The organism is Pseudomonas sp. GXZC, assembly GCF_026967615.1.
In the GTDB taxonomy this organism is placed as follows: Bacteria; Pseudomonadota; Gammaproteobacteria; order Pseudomonadales; family Pseudomonadaceae; genus Aquipseudomonas; species Aquipseudomonas azotoformans_A.
On record NZ_CP114115.1, the window covers coordinates 2551397 to 2564691 of the forward strand.

Below are 13295 nucleotides of genomic sequence, written 5' to 3' on the forward strand. Positions count from 1 at the left end.
CATTTGCGGATAAAAAAACTGCATAAACATAATAAACAGGTGATTTTGTCTCATGCGCAAACTGGACCGTACCGATATCGGCATTCTCAACGCCCTGCAGGAGAACGCCCGCATCACCAACGCCGACCTGGCCCGCTCGGTGAACCTGTCGCCCACGCCGTGTTTCAACCGGGTGAAAGCGATGGAAGAGTTGGGCTTGATCCGTGACCAGGTCACGCTGCTCGACGCTGATTTGCTGGGGCTGCACGTCAACGTGTTCATCCACGTGAGCCTGGAAAAGCAGAATGAACTGGCATTGCAGCAGTTCGAAGGCGCGATCTCCGACCGGCCCGAGGTGATGGAGTGTTACCTGATGGCCGGCGACCCGGACTACCTGATCCGGGTGCTGGTGCCGACGATCCAGTCGCTGGAGCGTTTCATGATGGACTTTTTGACCAAGGTGCCGGGGGTGGCGAACATCCGGTCGAGCTTCGCCCTCAAGCAAGTGCGCTATAAAACCGCATTGCCGCTACCGGCCAACGGCATCAACCTGGGTTAGAGGCGGTTGACCGGAATCTTCAGGTACACCACCCCGTTATCCTCCGCCGGCGGCATATTCCCCGCCCGTACATTCACCTGGATCGCCGGCAGCAACAGCGTCGGCATCCCCAGCCCTGCGTCGCGCGTGGTGCGCATCTCGACAAACGTGGCTTCATCCACGCCGTCATGCACATGGATATTCCCCGCGCGCTGCTCGGCCACCGTGGTCCGGCATTTTGCCTCACGGCCTTCGGGCGGGTAGTCGTGGCAGACGTACAGTTCGGTTTCGAACGGAAAGGCCAGCAACTTGCGCATCGACGCATACAACTGCCGCGCATCGCCGCCGGGGAAATCACAGCGCGCCGTGCCGACATCCGGCATGAACAGCGTGTCGCCCACCAGGATCAACCGGTCGTCGATCAGGTAGGCCATGTCCGCCGGGGTATGTCCAGGTACATGCAGGGCCTGGGCCTTGATCGTGCCGATGTGAAACACCTCATCCGGCGCGAACAGATGATCGAACTGCGAGCCATCTACGCGAAATTCCGGCTCCAGGTTGAACAGGTTCTTGAACACACCCTGTACTTTGCTGATGGACTGCCCGATGGCGATCTTGCCGCCCAAGGTGCGGCGCAGGTAAGGCGCGGCGGACAAGTGATCAGCGTGGGCGTGGGTTTCCAGCAACCATTGCACCTGCAAGCTGTGTTCGCGCACGAAGGCGATGACCTTGTCGGCCTGCCGCGTGTCGGTGCGCCCCGAGGCCGGGTCGTAGTTGAGCACTGAATCGACGATGGCGCAGGGGCCGCCATCGGCTTCATAAACGACGTAGGTGTAGGTCGACGATGCCTCGTCCAGAAAGGCTTGGATCAGCGCTGGCATGGCGGTTGTCCCGGATGAAGAAAAAAGTAGTTACAATCAGTTTACGTTTTCACATAATGTTTTGAGCTTAAGTGACAAAAAGGACCCGAGGCAAATGGAATCTACTCTGAGTGAGGGCGAAGTCGCCCAGTTGCGCGCATCGGCGTCCAAGGCCTGTTCCTTGCTCAAGGCCCTGGCCAATGAGGACCGTTTGTTGATCCTGTGCCAGTTGACCCAAGGCGAGCGCAATGTCGGTGAGCTGGAAGCCCTGACCGGCGTGCGCCAGCCCACGCTGTCACAACAGTTGGGCATTTTGCGCGACGAAGGGTTGGTCGCCACCCGTCGGGAAGGTAAATACATCTTCTACGGGCTGGCCAGCCACGAAGTGATTCAAGTAATGAAGACCCTGTCCGGGCTGTACTGCGGCGCGGTCATAAAAAGCTGGGCGTGACGCCATCCGGCAGCGACCCTTGTGTGCATGTATGACAAAGGCGATAGACCATGACCGACCAACACTGGGGCCCAACCATCAGTGGCGACATCGTAGTCATCGGCGGCGGCTCGGCGGGCATTGGCCTGCTGGCCAGCCTGCTCAAGCGCGACCCGCACCTGAATATCATCCTGATCGAACCGAGCGACCATCATTGCTACCAGCCCGCCTGGACCCTGGTGGGCGGCGGCGCCTATGACCTGAAAAAGACCCGTCGTCCGCTGGCTGATGTATTGCCCAACGGCGTTACCTGGGTGCAAGCCGCCGTCACCGAAGTTCTGCCTGACGAGCAGACCCTGATCCTTGACAGCGGCCAGCGTGTCAGTTGGCAAAACCTTGTCGTCTGCCCCGGCCTGCGCCTGGCGTGGGAGAAGATCGAAGGCCTGCAAGACACCCTCGGCAAGCATGGCGTCACGTCCAACTACAGCTACCAGCACGCCGCCTACACCTGGCAGTTGGTGCAGCAACTCAAGGGCGGCAAGGCGATCTTTACTCAGCCGGCCATGCCGATCAAATGCGCGGGCGCGCCGCAAAAGGCCCTGTATTTGTCCTGCGATCACTGGCTCAAGCAGGGCGTGCTGAAAAACATCGACGTCGAATTCAACCTGGCCGGTGCCGCGCTGTTCGGCGTGGCGACCTTCGTGCCGCCGTTGATGAAATACGTGGAGAAGTACAACGCCCGCCTGGCGTTCAACGCCAACCTGGTGAAAGTCGATGGTCCGGCACGCAAGGCCTGGTTCGAAGTGAAGGACGCCGAAGGTACTGCGCGTGTTGAAGAAAAATCCTTCGACCTGCTGCACGTTGTCCCACCGCAAGTCTCCCCGGACTTCATCCGCCAAAGCCCGCTGGCCGACGCCGCCGGCTGGTGCGAAGTGAACCCCCACAGCCTGCAACACCTGCGTTACCCGCACATCTTCGGCCTGGGCGATGTGTGCGGCACCACCAACGCCAAGACTGCCGCGGCGGTGCGCAAGCAGATCGTGGTGGTCGCCGAGAACCTGCTGGCCCTGCGCAAACAGGCGCCGCTGCCGCTCAAGTACGATGGCTACGGTTCCTGCCCGCTGACGGTGGAGAAGGGCAAGGTGGTGCTGGCCGAGTTCGGCTACGGCGGCAAGTTGCTGCCGACCTTTCCCCTGGACCCGACCCAGGCGCGGCGTTCGATGTGGTTCCTCAAGGCCACCTTGTTGCCGTGGTTCTACTGGAACGGCATGCTCAAGGGCCGCGAGTGGCTGACCCGCCTGAGCAAGGTGGACTGAATGCTGCTGGCCAGTGTGTTGGGGTTATTGATGGGCCTGGTCATGGGCCTGACCGGTGCGGGCGGCGGCATCCTCGGGGTGCCGGCGCTGGTGTTGGGGTTGGGCCTGAGCATGACCCAGGCCGCGCCGGTGTCGTTGCTCGCCGTCGGCGCGGCAGCAGCCGTGGGAGCGATCGACGGTTTGCGTCATGGCCTGGTGCGTTACCGCGCTGCGCTGCTGATCGCTTTGCTCGGCGCGCTGTTTTCGCCAGTGGGTGTGTTTCTCGCCCACCAACTGCCGGAAGCGCTGTTGATGGTGCTGTTCAGCGCGTTGATGGTGCTGGTGGCTTGGCGCATGTTGCAGCGTGAAAAACGCGAGGCCGGGCCGAGTGACCATGGCACGGCGTCCTGGGGCCAGAAGAACTGCATGCTCGATCAGCAGACCGGACGCTTCGCCTGGACCGCCAAATGCAGCGCGACCCTGGCCGCCCTCGGCGCGGTGACCGGTGCGGTATCCGGCCTGCTGGGGGTTGGCGGTGGCTTCCTGATCGTGCCGGCGTTCAAGCAACTCACCGATGTGCAGATGCGCGGCATCGTCGCCACGTCCCTGATGGTGATCAGCCTGCTCTCGCTGGTCGGCGTGGCCGGTGCATTCCATGCCGGTGTGCGCATCGAACCGGTGGGCTGGGTGTTTATCGGCGCAAGCATCGTCGGCATGCTCGCCGGCCGACGCCTGTGCTCGGTGATTCCCGCCCGTATCTTGCAAGTGGGGTTTGCCAGCCTGTGTGTACTGGTGGCGATTGGAATGCTAGTTAACGCCTTGCGCTGAAACGGTGGCGAGGGCGCTTGCTGCGCAGCACCCTCAGCCCTGTTCCAACTGGGCCAGGCGCTCTTCAAGCGCTGCAATGCGCGCTTCCAGTTCTTCGATCCGGTCCGCCGAAACGCCAGCCCCGCGTTCCACGGGGTTGCCCCGTGCCGCGAGGATCGTCTCGATGTCCGCCGGATCGCCCAGCGCATGGGTGTAGCGGTCTTCGCGCTGCCCGGCCTGGCGCGGCACCAGCAACGCCAGCCCGCGGGCAATCAAGCGCTCCAGTTGATGCACCACCTGCTCGGCGTCTTCGAAGTCATGCATGCGTCCGCTGCGGGTCAGCAGCTCATTGACGGTCTGCGGTCCTCGCAAGAACAACAGCCCGGTGAGGATCACCTGGGCCGGCACCAGCTCCAGCGCCTTGTCCACGCGATGTTCCCAGCGATCGGCACGGCTGCCCATCACCAGGCGGGTAAAGCCCTGGCCTTCCAGCGCACGCAGGCTCTGACCGACCTGGCCCTGGCTGAGGTTCATGACCGGCTCGCGGCTGGTCTTTTGGTTGCAGGCCAGGACCAGGGCATTGAGGGTCAGGGGATAGGTTTCCGGGTTGGTCGCCTGTTTCTCGATCAGGCAGCCCAGGATGCGGATTTCCGTGCTGTTCAGGCGCGGCTCAGGGGTCTCGGTGTCGTGCTCGGCGGTCATCGCGCTTTCCCTATGCAGTGAAGTGCCTAGCGTAAGCCGGAAAAAATAAAAGACAAGCGGCGGGCAGGGCTATAATCGCCGCTGGTTCAAACCGTGACATTACCCAGAGACTGCCATGACTATTTCCCTGTACGCCGCCTCCATCCCCGTCTTCAAGCAAATGCTCACCGCCCTGAGCGGTGTGCTGGCCAAGGCCGAAGCCCACGCCACCGCCAAGAACATCGAGCCGAACGCCTTGCTGCAAGCACGCCTGTTCCCGGACATGTTCCAACTGGTGCGCCAGGTGCAGATCGCCGTCGACTTCGCCAAGGGCGTTTCCGCACGCCTGGCTGAGATCGAAGTGCCGAAATATGAAGATACCGAAGTCACCTTCGCCGACCTGCAAGCGCTGATCACCAAGGTGTTGGCCTTTGTCGACACCATCAAGCCCGAGCAAGTCGACGGCAAGGAAGGCATCGAGATCGTCACTCGCCCAGGCACGCCGAAAGAGAAGCGCTTCAGTGGCCAGTCCTACCTGCTGACCTACGGCCTGCCGCAGTTCTTCTTCCACGTCACCACTGCCTACGCGCTGCTGCGCCACAACGGCGTGGAAGTGGGCAAGCGTGATTACATGGGCGCTTTCTAAGCTTCCAGTCATAAAAAAGCCCGGGGTCGTTCTTCAGTGAACGACCCCGGGCTTTTTTGTGGCTGGCTGTTTTAAGCCGGCTGCTCTTCCTTGCCCAGGCAAGCGGCAGCGGTGAACAGCACATCGGTGGACGAATTCAGCGCGGTTTCCGCCGAATCCTGCAGCACGCCAATGATGAAACCCACGGCGACGACTTGCATGGCGATCTCGCTGGGAATGCCAAACAGGCTGCACGCCAATGGGATCAATAGCAGCGAACCGCCCGCCACGCCGGAAGCACCGCAGGCGCAGACGGCCGCGACCACGCTGAGCAGCACGGCGGTGGGCAGGTCGACGGCGATACCCAAGGTGTGTACGGCGGCCAGGGTCAACACGGTAATGGTGATCGCGGCGCCGGCCATATTGATGGTGGCACCGAGCGGGATCGACACCGAGTAGGTGTCCTCATGCAGGCCTAGGCGTTTGCTCAAGGCCAGGTTGACCGGGATGTTCGCCGCCGAACTGCGGGTGAAGAACGCGGTGATCCCACTTTCGCGCAGGCACATCAGCACCAAGGGGTACGGGTTGCGGCGCAGTTTCCAGAACACGATGGCCGGGTTGACCGCCAGCGCCACGAACAGCATGCAGCCGATCAGCACCACCAGCAGGTGGGCGTAGCCGAGCAGGGCGCCGAAGCCGGAAGTGGCCAGGGTCGAAGCCACCAGGCCAAAAATGCCCAGCGGCGCAAAGCGAATCACCACCCGTACGATCAGTGTGACGCCGTTGGACAGGTCGTCGAGCACGGTGCGCGTGGTCTCGCCGGCATGGCGAATGGCTACGCCCATGCCGATGGCCCAGGCCAGGATGCCGATGAAGTTGGCATTCATCAGTGCGCTGACCGGGTTATCCACCACACTCAACAGCAGGCTTTGCAGCACTTCACCAATGCCGCCGGGCGCGGTCACCGTTGCGTCATGGGTTGCCAGCACCAGCGAGGAGGGGAACCACATGCTCGCAATCACCGCGACCACGGCGGCGGCAAAGGTGCCCAGCAGGTAGAGGAACAGGATCGGCTTGATGTGGGTTTCCTGGCCGTGCTTATGGTTGGCGATCGACGCCATCACCAGCACAAACACCAAAATCGGCGCCACGGCCTTGAGCGCGGCGACGAACACCTTGCCGATAAACCCGGTAGCCTTGGCCGCCTCGGGCAACAGCAAGGCCAGCAGGATGCCGGCGATCAGGCCGATGACGATTTGCGTGACCAGGCTGACGCGGGCCAGTCGTTGCAGGAGGGAAGGGGCAGCAGTCATAAACACTTGTCTCTGGTTTTTGGAGGCACGGCGGCACAGGCAGAAAGGGCTGTAGGACGCGGATCGCGAAGTCTAGCACGCTGTAGGAAATGTCCTCGGCGGTGCGGCATTGCGTCACCCGCCTGCCCCAGTCTTTGCAAAATCCTGTTAACATTCCGTCCTCTCATCTTTCCTATCCTTCAGCGCGCCCTTTGGGTTGTCGTTGATGTCGTCGTTTCTGGAGTTTTCATGTTGTTTCCTATCCTGCTGCTGTCGGCCGCCGGCTTTACCGTGCTGACCACGGAATTCGTCATCGTCGGCCTGCTGCCGTCCATCGCCCGGGACCTGAATGTGAGTGTGTCCCAGGCCGGGCTGCTGGTGACCTTGTTTGCGTTTACCGTGGCGGCCTTTGGGCCGTTTCTGACGGCCTACTGCGCGCGTTTCCCACGCAAGCGGCTGTTTATCAGCATCCTGATCATGTTCGGCGTGGCCAATACCGTGGCGGCGCTGGCACCGAATATCTGGGTGATGGCCGTTGCGCGGTTGATCCCGGCCCTGGGCCTGCCGGTGTTCTGGGCCTTGGCCAGCGAAACGGCGGTGGACATTGTCGGCCCCGAGTTCGCCGGGCGTGCCATCGAGAAGATCGGCTTCGGGATCGTGTGTGCCACGGTCTTCGGCATTCCGGTGGGCACGCTGATTTCCGATATGTTCGGCTGGCGCAGCGCGTTTGCCATCCTCGCGGTGGTGGCTTTGGCCAAGGCCTTGCTGCTGTTTATCTACCTGCCGGTGACCCAGCCGAAGAACGCTGAAGTGACGCTGCGCTCGCAGTTCAAGATCCTGCGCAACCCATTGATGCAGGGCCATATCTTGCTGTCGATCCTGGTGTTCAGCGGCATGTTCACGGCGTACACCTATTTGGCGGATATTCTCGAGCGCCTGGCCGGTTTCGACGGTACGTTGGTGGGCTGGTGCCTGATGGGCTTCGGTGCGGTCGGGCTGATTGGCAATTCGTTGGGCGGGCGTGCGGTGGATCGTCACCCGTTGATCGCGTCGATGGTGTTTTGCGGCTTCATGATTGCGGGCATGGTGGCGCTGGTGCCGGCGATCCATTCCACCCTTGGCCTGGCGGCGGCGATGGCCGTGTGGGGCGTGACCCAGGCGGCGATGTTTCTGGTCAGCCATGTGCGCTTGATGAAGGCCGCACCCCATGCGCCGGCATTTGCCGCGTCGCTGAACATCGCCGGGGCCAACCTGGGGATTGGCCTGGGCGCCCTGGTGGGCGGCCATGTGATCGACACCCTTGGCCTGGGCAGCCTGGGTTTTGCCGCTTCCGGGTTTATCCTGGTGTCGATCCTGCTGGCCTTGTGGCTGATGACCGCCAAGCAACCGGTCGCCTCCCAGGCCTGAGCCGTCAGGGCAGGGTGGTGAACAACTCGCGCCTGGCACCTTCGGTAATCGCCACGATGCCGGGGTGCTTGACCTTGCGCTCCACCGAGATCGCGTAGAACGACTCGGTCACCGCCACGGTCTGGCCAATCAGCGCCACGCCGTACTGTCGGACCACCTCATCGGCAATCACGCTGGGGGCGATAAAAATCCCGCTGCCGGATTGGCCGAAGGCCTGCATCAAGGCGCTATCGTCGAACTCACCGATGATCTTCGGCTGGATCTGCTGTTCGGCAAACCAACGCTGCAAACGGCTGCGCACCACGGTTTCCGCGCCTGGAATCAACAGCGGCGCGCCGTGCAGGCACTGTGGGAAATCTCCGCCGTAGGCGTCAGCCAACGCCTGGGTGGCGAAAAAGCTGATGCCACATTCCCCCAACTTCTGGCTGTAGCCCTTGATGTCCAGGTGCGTGGGCATGGGGCTGTCGGAAATCACCAGGTCCAGGCGCTGGATGGCCAGGTCGGCCAGCAGGCGTTCGAGTTTGTCTTCGCGGCAGGTGATGCGGATCGGCTCGCTCAACTCCATGGTCGGCGCGATCAGCCGATAAACGATGGACTTGGGCACCACATCCGCCACGCCGACGCGGAACAGGATCTGCTGTTCATCGGGCTGCGCGCGCAGCATGGCCTCCAATTCATTGCCGGTCTGGAACATCTGCTCGGCGTAGGGCAGGGCCTGGCGCCCGGCTTCGGTCAGTTCCAGCTGGCGGCCGACGCGCTGAAACAGCGCGATACCAAAGGTTTGCTCCAACAGGCTGATCTGCCCGCTGATGGTCTGGGGCGTGAGGTTAAGCTGCTCACACGCACGCACGATGCTGCCGGTCTTGGCCACTACCCAGAAGTAGTGCAGTTGTCGATAATTGAGCATGACGACCATCACTTCGTGAAAACCGAAGTATACGCGAGAAAAATACGAATTTTCCTGAACTGTTCAGCTGCATAGAATGCCTCGCTATCGCGGGGCCACTATTTGGACCCAATGGTTCTAACGAGGAAGACATCATGAAACTCAATTCCCTGGGCGCGGCATCGTTGCTTGCGCTTTCATTGGTAGTGATCAGCGGCTGCGATCAGGTCGAGAAAAGCGCGCAGCAGGTGCTGGGCAAAGCCACTGAATCGGCCAAGCAAGCCATCGATGACACCCACAAGGCCGCCGAGCAGGCATTGAGTGAAGCGACCAACGGCCTGATCAACCCGCAGAAAAAGGATGATCAGGAAGACAAAGAAAGCGAATCTTCTAGCAAAGAAGCCTAATTTCCCCGCACTTTTTATTCACGAAGAACGTCAGGACTGACCTATGGATTACCTTTTACAACTGGCCGCCAGCCCCACCGCCTGGGTTGCCCTGGCGACCTTGATCGTTATGGAGATCGTGCTGGGTATCGATAACCTGATCTTCATCTCGATCCTCACCAACAAGCTGCCGGAGCAGCATCGGGCCAAGGCACGACGCATTGGTATCAGCATGGCGTTGGTGTTGCGTCTGGGCCTGTTGAGCACCATCGCGTTCATCGTGCAGTTGACCGCGCCGGTGTTCGAAGTGTTTGGCCAGGCGTTCTCGTGGAAGGACATGATCCTGATCGCCGGTGGCCTGTTCCTGGTGTGGAAGGCAACCACCGAGATCCATCACAGCATGGACCCGGAGCCGGAAGAGAAGGAAACCAGCGCTGGCAACGTCGTGGCCATCGGTTTTGCCGCGGCCATTGGCCAGATCCTGTTGCTCGACCTGGTGTTCTCCATCGACAGCATCATCACCGCCGTGGGCATGACCGAGCATTTGCCGATCATGATCATCGCCGTCGTGACCTCGGTGATCGTGATGCTGATGGCGGCCGAGCCGTTGGCCAAGTTCATCAACGACAACCCGACCGTGGTGATGTTGGCCCTGGGCTTCCTGATCATGATCGGTATGACGTTGATCGCCGAAGGCTTCGGCGCTCATGTGCCTAAAGGCTACGTGTACGCAGCCATGGCGTTCTCGGCGGCGATTGAATGTTTGAACATTGCCCGCCGTAACCGTCACAAGCGTTTGCTGGCTGCCCGGCAATAACGGCTGAAACCAAAAGGCCGGCTGTACTCACAAGAGTCCAGCCGGCCTTTTGCTGTCTGTTAGAATTCGCGCACTTGATAGCGTGAGGTCCTACATGAACGAGCCGATTCGTCTTACCCAGTACAGTCACGGCGCGGGGTGTGGCTGCAAGATATCGCCCCAGGTATTGGAGGTGATCCTTGCCGGCAGCGGCGCACAGCACCTCGACCCCAAGCTGTGGGTGGGCAACGCTTCACGCGACGATGCGGCGGTGTACGCCATTGACGATGAGCGCGGCGTGGTCTCCACCACCGACTTTTTCATGCCGATTGTCGATGACCCCTTCGATTTCGGCCGGATTGCCGCCACCAACGCCATCAGCGACATCTACGCCATGGGTGGCGATCCGTTGATGGCCATCGCCATTCTGGGGTGGCCGGTGAATGTGCTGGCGCCGGAGATTGCCCGCGAAGTGATCCGTGGCGGCCGTTCCGTGTGCGACGAAGCCGGTATTCCCCTGGCGGGCGGCCACTCGATCGACGCCCCGGAGCCGATCTTCGGGCTGGCAGTGACCGGCCTCGTGCAAAAGCGCCATATGAAGCGCAACGACACCGCCACCGCCGGCTGCCGGCTATACCTGACCAAGCCGCTGGGCATCGGCATCCTCACCACCGCCGAGAAGAAGGGCAAATTGCGCGAAGCGGATATCGGCCTGGCCCGGGACTGGATGTGCACCCTGAACAAGCCCGGCAGCAGTTTTGGCAAGTTGACGGGGGTGACGGCGATGACCGATGTCACCGGTTTCGGGCTGTTGGGCCACTTGGTGGAAATGGCCGATGGCAGCGGCCTGACGGCGCGCATCGAATACAGCAATGTCCCACGCTTGGCCGGGATCGAAGACTACCTGGATCAGGGCTGCATGCCCGGTGGCACCTTGCGCAACTTCGACAGCTATTCAAGCAAACTCGGACGTCTTCAGGAATTGCACAAGCGTGTGCTGTGCGACCCGCAGACCAGCGGCGGCCTGTTGATCGCCGTCACGCCAGACGGCGACGCTGAATTCCACAGGGTGGCGGCTGAGCTGGGCCTGGTCCTGAAACCTATCGGCGAACTGGTCGAGCGACAGACCCACGCGGTTGAGGTGATTTGATGGCGACTGATATCACCGACTACCGCGACATCTTTCTCAACGACCGGCCGATGATGGATACCCGTGCGCCGGTCGAGTTCGTCAAGGGCGCCTTTCCAGGCGTGGTCAATCTGCCGCTGATGACCGATGACGAACGCCAGCGCGTTGGCACCTGCTACAAACAGCAAGGCCAACAGGCGGCCATTGTGCTCGGGCATGAACTGGTGTCCGGCGCAATCAAGGCCGAGCGCATCGAACACTGGGCACGTTTCGCCCAGGCCAACCCCGATGGCTACCTCTACTGTTTCCGTGGCGGGCTGCGTTCGCAGATCGTGCAGCAATGGCTGAAGACCGAGGCGGGTGTTGAGTACCCGCGTGTGGGCGGCGGCTACAAGGCCATGCGCACCTTCTTGCTGGAGACCGTTGAGCAGGCTGCTGCCCAGTGTGATTTTGTGTTGCTGGGCGGCATGACCGGCACCGGCAAGACCGAGGTGCTCGGTCAATTGCGCAATGCCCTGGACCTGGAAGGCCACGCCAACCATCGTGGTTCCAGCTTCGGCAAGCGCGCCACGGCGCAGCCGTCCACTATCGATTTTGAAAACCGCCTGGCGGTGGACGTGCTGAAGAAACGCGCGGCCGGTATCGGGCAGTTCGTGGTCGAGGATGAGAGCCGCATGATCGGCAGTTGCGCGTTGCCACTGCCGTTGCACAAGGGTATGCAGTCGTTCCCGATGGTGTGGCTGGAAGACCGCGTGGAAGGCCGGGTCGAGCGGATCCTGCGCGATTACGTCGTGGACTTGTGTGCGGAGTTCGTCGAGGTGTTTGGCGAGCGTGGCCAGACGTTGTTCGCCGAGCGCCTGACTCAGAGCCTGGCCAATATCCACAAGCGCCTGGGCGGTGAGCGTTACCAGCGGTTGCAGGCGATTCTGCAGGACGCCCTGGCGGAACAGGCCCGCAGCGGTGCCGTAGACCTGCACCGGGCCTGGATCGAAGGGCTTTTGCGGGAGTATTACGACCCGATGTACGCCTTCCAACGTGAAAGCAAAGGCGCACGTATCGAGTTTGCGGGCGAGCAGGGCGCCGTGGTGGCGTATCTGCGCGAGCGCGCCCAGGCTAAAGGATAGCGGCGCCGATCAAGCCGCAGGCCACCCCCACCAGCATCGTCAGCCCGGCCACCGTCACCAGTACCCGCGTATCGAAATCCTTGCGCAGCATCAGCAGCGACGGCAGGCTCACGCTGGGCAGGGTCATCAGCAAGGCCACGGCCGGGCCGGTGCCCATGCCCAGGGCCATCATGGTTTGTACGATAGGGATCTCTGCGGCGGTGGGAATCACGAACAACGTGCCGACAATCGCCAGCGGCACCAGCCACACCAGGCTGTTGGTCATGGCGCCGCCCACATGGGGAAACAGCCACACCCGCGCCGCGCCCAGTATCAATACTGCCAGGATGTAGATCGGAATCGTGCTCCAGAACAGCTGCCACAAGGTGCGCAGCCAGCGACTCAAGAACGGTTGCGACTCCACGACGCTGGCTTCGGCCACCGCATCCAGCGCTGCTTCCGGCACCTGCTCCGGACCGGCAATACGTTGCGCCACCAGCGACACGCCGACGACCAGCACAATGCCCGCCACCAGCCGGAGCGCGGTGAAGCCCCAGCCCAGCACAAAGCCCATGAACACCAGGGTCGCCGGGTTGAGCACCGGGTTGGCGATCCAGAACGCCAACGCCGCGCCCACCGATACCCGCTGGCGGCGCATGCCCGCCGCGACAGGTGCCGCGCAGCAGCTGCACATCATGCCCGGCAGGGCAAACAGGCCGCCGCGTAACGTCGAGCCGAGCCCGGCACGTCCGAACAGGCGCAGCAGCCAATCCCGTGGAACCAGCACTTGTAGGAGAGAGCCGAGGATCACCGCCAGCACGGCGGCTTTCCAGATCGCCAGGAAATACACCTGGGCGTAGGCCAGGGCGGCGGCCAGGGGCGCGCTTTGCTGGTCGTTGAGGATCGACCCGCCGATGCTGTGGCTATCCGCGGCGACAAAGGCCTTGAGGTAGTAGGGCGACCACTTTACGTAGTAGAGCCCGACGCAGGCGACCAGCAGGAACAGCGCAGGCTTCCACCAGAACGCCCAGCCACGGCCGGGCTGGGAAGGGGTGAGGTTGGGCATGGTGATGATCCGCAG

At 62.1% G+C, this 13295-nt stretch carries 15 protein-coding genes; 10 read left to right on the forward strand and 5 right to left on the reverse strand.

The genetic code is table 11. The features are described 5' to 3' along the window. Positions 1-52 precede the first annotated feature (52 nt). Positions 53-538: a Bkd operon transcriptional regulator BkdR gene (gene bkdR, locus OZ428_RS12210; protein ID WP_010209335.1), complete on the forward strand. Its 486-nt coding sequence runs from the start codon at positions 53-55 to the stop codon at positions 536-538. On the opposite strand, the gene OZ428_RS12215 is transcribed toward bkdR, so the two are convergent. Continuing rightward, positions 535-1398 (reverse strand): MBL fold metallo-hydrolase, encoded by an 864-nt coding sequence (locus tag OZ428_RS12215; RefSeq protein ID WP_269133498.1) that lies wholly within the window; start codon positions 1396-1398, stop codon positions 535-537. The two genes, bkdR and OZ428_RS12215, sit on opposite strands and share 4 nt — an antisense overlap. A gap of 94 nt (positions 1399-1492) precedes the next feature. Here OZ428_RS12215 and OZ428_RS12220 point away from each other — a divergent pair, with 94 nt between their 5' ends. Genes OZ428_RS12220 through OZ428_RS12230 form a run of 3 tightly spaced genes read left to right on the forward strand, consistent with a single transcriptional unit; the run spans position 1493 to position 3930 of the window. Beyond that, entirely contained in the window at positions 1493-1828 is a 336-nt protein-coding gene (locus tag OZ428_RS12220) for an ArsR/SmtB family transcription factor (RefSeq protein WP_005789341.1), read from the forward strand. A 50-nt stretch (positions 1829-1878) separates the two neighbouring features. Further along, positions 1879-3123, forward strand: coding sequence for an FAD/NAD(P)-binding oxidoreductase (locus OZ428_RS12225; protein ID WP_269133499.1), 1245 nt, complete (start codon positions 1879-1881; stop codon positions 3121-3123). Further along, positions 3124-3930: a sulfite exporter TauE/SafE family protein gene (locus OZ428_RS12230; RefSeq protein WP_269133500.1), complete on the forward strand. Its 807-nt coding sequence runs from the start codon at positions 3124-3126 to the stop codon at positions 3928-3930. Positions 3931-3963: 33 nt separating this feature from the next. On the opposite strand, the gene OZ428_RS12235 is transcribed toward OZ428_RS12230, so the two are convergent. Further along, positions 3964-4611 (reverse strand): YceH family protein, encoded by a 648-nt coding sequence (locus tag OZ428_RS12235; RefSeq protein ID WP_177114598.1) that lies wholly within the window; start codon positions 4609-4611, stop codon positions 3964-3966. Between the two features lie 115 nt (positions 4612-4726). Here OZ428_RS12235 and OZ428_RS12240 point away from each other — a divergent pair, with 115 nt between their 5' ends. Next, positions 4727-5236: a DUF1993 domain-containing protein gene (locus OZ428_RS12240; RefSeq protein WP_269133501.1), complete on the forward strand. Its 510-nt coding sequence runs from the start codon at positions 4727-4729 to the stop codon at positions 5234-5236. A gap of 71 nt (positions 5237-5307) precedes the next feature. Here OZ428_RS12240 and sstT read toward each other — a convergent pair whose 3' ends face one another. Beyond that, positions 5308-6528 (reverse strand): serine/threonine transporter SstT, encoded by a 1221-nt coding sequence (sstT, locus tag OZ428_RS12245; protein ID WP_269133502.1) that lies wholly within the window; start codon positions 6526-6528, stop codon positions 5308-5310. 228 nt (positions 6529-6756) lie between these two features. Here sstT and OZ428_RS12250 point away from each other — a divergent pair, with 228 nt between their 5' ends. Beyond that, positions 6757-7914, forward strand: coding sequence for an MFS transporter (locus tag OZ428_RS12250; RefSeq protein WP_033902035.1), 1158 nt, complete (start codon positions 6757-6759; stop codon positions 7912-7914). Positions 7915-7918: 4 nt separating this feature from the next. Here the strand turns inward: OZ428_RS12250 and nhaR are convergent, their stop codons facing one another. Beyond that, positions 7919-8821 (reverse strand): transcriptional activator NhaR, encoded by a 903-nt coding sequence (nhaR, locus tag OZ428_RS12255; RefSeq protein ID WP_020372645.1) that lies wholly within the window; start codon positions 8819-8821, stop codon positions 7919-7921. Positions 8822-8955: 134 nt separating this feature from the next. On the opposite strand from nhaR, the gene OZ428_RS12260 reads away from it, so the two are divergent. From OZ428_RS12260 to mnmH, 4 genes are all read left to right on the forward strand, one after another. After that, positions 8956-9207, forward strand: coding sequence for a hypothetical protein (locus tag OZ428_RS12260; RefSeq protein ID WP_033902036.1), 252 nt, complete (start codon positions 8956-8958; stop codon positions 9205-9207). 43 nt (positions 9208-9250) lie between these two features. Beyond that, positions 9251-10003 carry a TerC family protein gene (locus OZ428_RS12265; RefSeq protein ID WP_269133503.1) on the forward strand — a complete coding sequence of 251 codons (753 nt, stop codon included), beginning with the start codon at positions 9251-9253 and terminating at the stop codon, positions 10001-10003. Between the two features lie 94 nt (positions 10004-10097). Beyond that, a complete protein-coding gene (selD, locus tag OZ428_RS12270) occupies positions 10098-11132 on the forward strand; it encodes a selenide, water dikinase SelD (RefSeq protein WP_269133504.1) in 1035 nt (344 codons plus the stop codon). Next, positions 11132-12235, forward strand: coding sequence for a tRNA 2-selenouridine(34) synthase MnmH (mnmH, locus tag OZ428_RS12275; protein WP_269133505.1), 1104 nt, complete (start codon positions 11132-11134; stop codon positions 12233-12235). Before selD ends, mnmH begins: the two co-directional genes overlap by 1 nt. On the opposite strand, the gene OZ428_RS12280 is transcribed toward mnmH, so the two are convergent. Continuing rightward, positions 12225-13280, reverse strand: a complete 1056-nt coding sequence (locus OZ428_RS12280; protein WP_269133506.1) for a permease — start codon at positions 13278-13280, stop codon at positions 12225-12227. The two genes, mnmH and OZ428_RS12280, sit on opposite strands and share 11 nt — an antisense overlap. Positions 13281-13295 lie beyond the last annotated feature (15 nt).

Bases quoted from the DNA above. Each gene is read 5' to 3' on its own strand.
- OZ428_RS12240 (WP_269133501.1), top strand. From the start codon at position 4,727: ATGACTATTTCCCTGTACGCCGCCTCCATCCCCGTCTTCAAGCAAATG.
- OZ428_RS12260 (WP_033902036.1), top strand. From the start codon at position 8,956: ATGAAACTCAATTCCCTGGGCGCGGCATCGTTGCTTGCGCTTTCATTG.
- OZ428_RS12220 (WP_005789341.1), top strand. From the start codon at position 1,493: ATGGAATCTACTCTGAGTGAGGGCGAAGTCGCCCAGTTGCGCGCATCG.
- mnmH (WP_269133505.1), top strand. From the start codon at position 11,132: ATGGCGACTGATATCACCGACTACCGCGACATCTTTCTCAACGACCGG.
- OZ428_RS12250 (WP_033902035.1), top strand. From the start codon at position 6,757: ATGTTGTTTCCTATCCTGCTGCTGTCGGCCGCCGGCTTTACCGTGCTG.
- OZ428_RS12280 (WP_269133506.1), bottom strand. From the start codon at position 13,280: ATGCCCAACCTCACCCCTTCCCAGCCCGGCCGTGGCTGGGCGTTCTGG.
- OZ428_RS12265 (WP_269133503.1), top strand. From the start codon at position 9,251: ATGGATTACCTTTTACAACTGGCCGCCAGCCCCACCGCCTGGGTTGCC.
- OZ428_RS12225 (WP_269133499.1), top strand. From the start codon at position 1,879: ATGACCGACCAACACTGGGGCCCAACCATCAGTGGCGACATCGTAGTC.
- OZ428_RS12230 (WP_269133500.1), top strand. From the start codon at position 3,124: ATGCTGCTGGCCAGTGTGTTGGGGTTATTGATGGGCCTGGTCATGGGC.
- OZ428_RS12215 (WP_269133498.1), bottom strand. From the start codon at position 1,398: ATGCCAGCGCTGATCCAAGCCTTTCTGGACGAGGCATCGTCGACCTAC.
- sstT (WP_269133502.1), bottom strand. From the start codon at position 6,528: ATGACTGCTGCCCCTTCCCTCCTGCAACGACTGGCCCGCGTCAGCCTG.
- bkdR (WP_010209335.1), top strand. From the start codon at position 53: ATGCGCAAACTGGACCGTACCGATATCGGCATTCTCAACGCCCTGCAG.
- OZ428_RS12235 (WP_177114598.1), bottom strand. From the start codon at position 4,611: ATGACCGCCGAGCACGACACCGAGACCCCTGAGCCGCGCCTGAACAGC.
- nhaR (WP_020372645.1), bottom strand. From the start codon at position 8,821: ATGCTCAATTATCGACAACTGCACTACTTCTGGGTAGTGGCCAAGACC.
- selD (WP_269133504.1), top strand. From the start codon at position 10,098: ATGAACGAGCCGATTCGTCTTACCCAGTACAGTCACGGCGCGGGGTGT.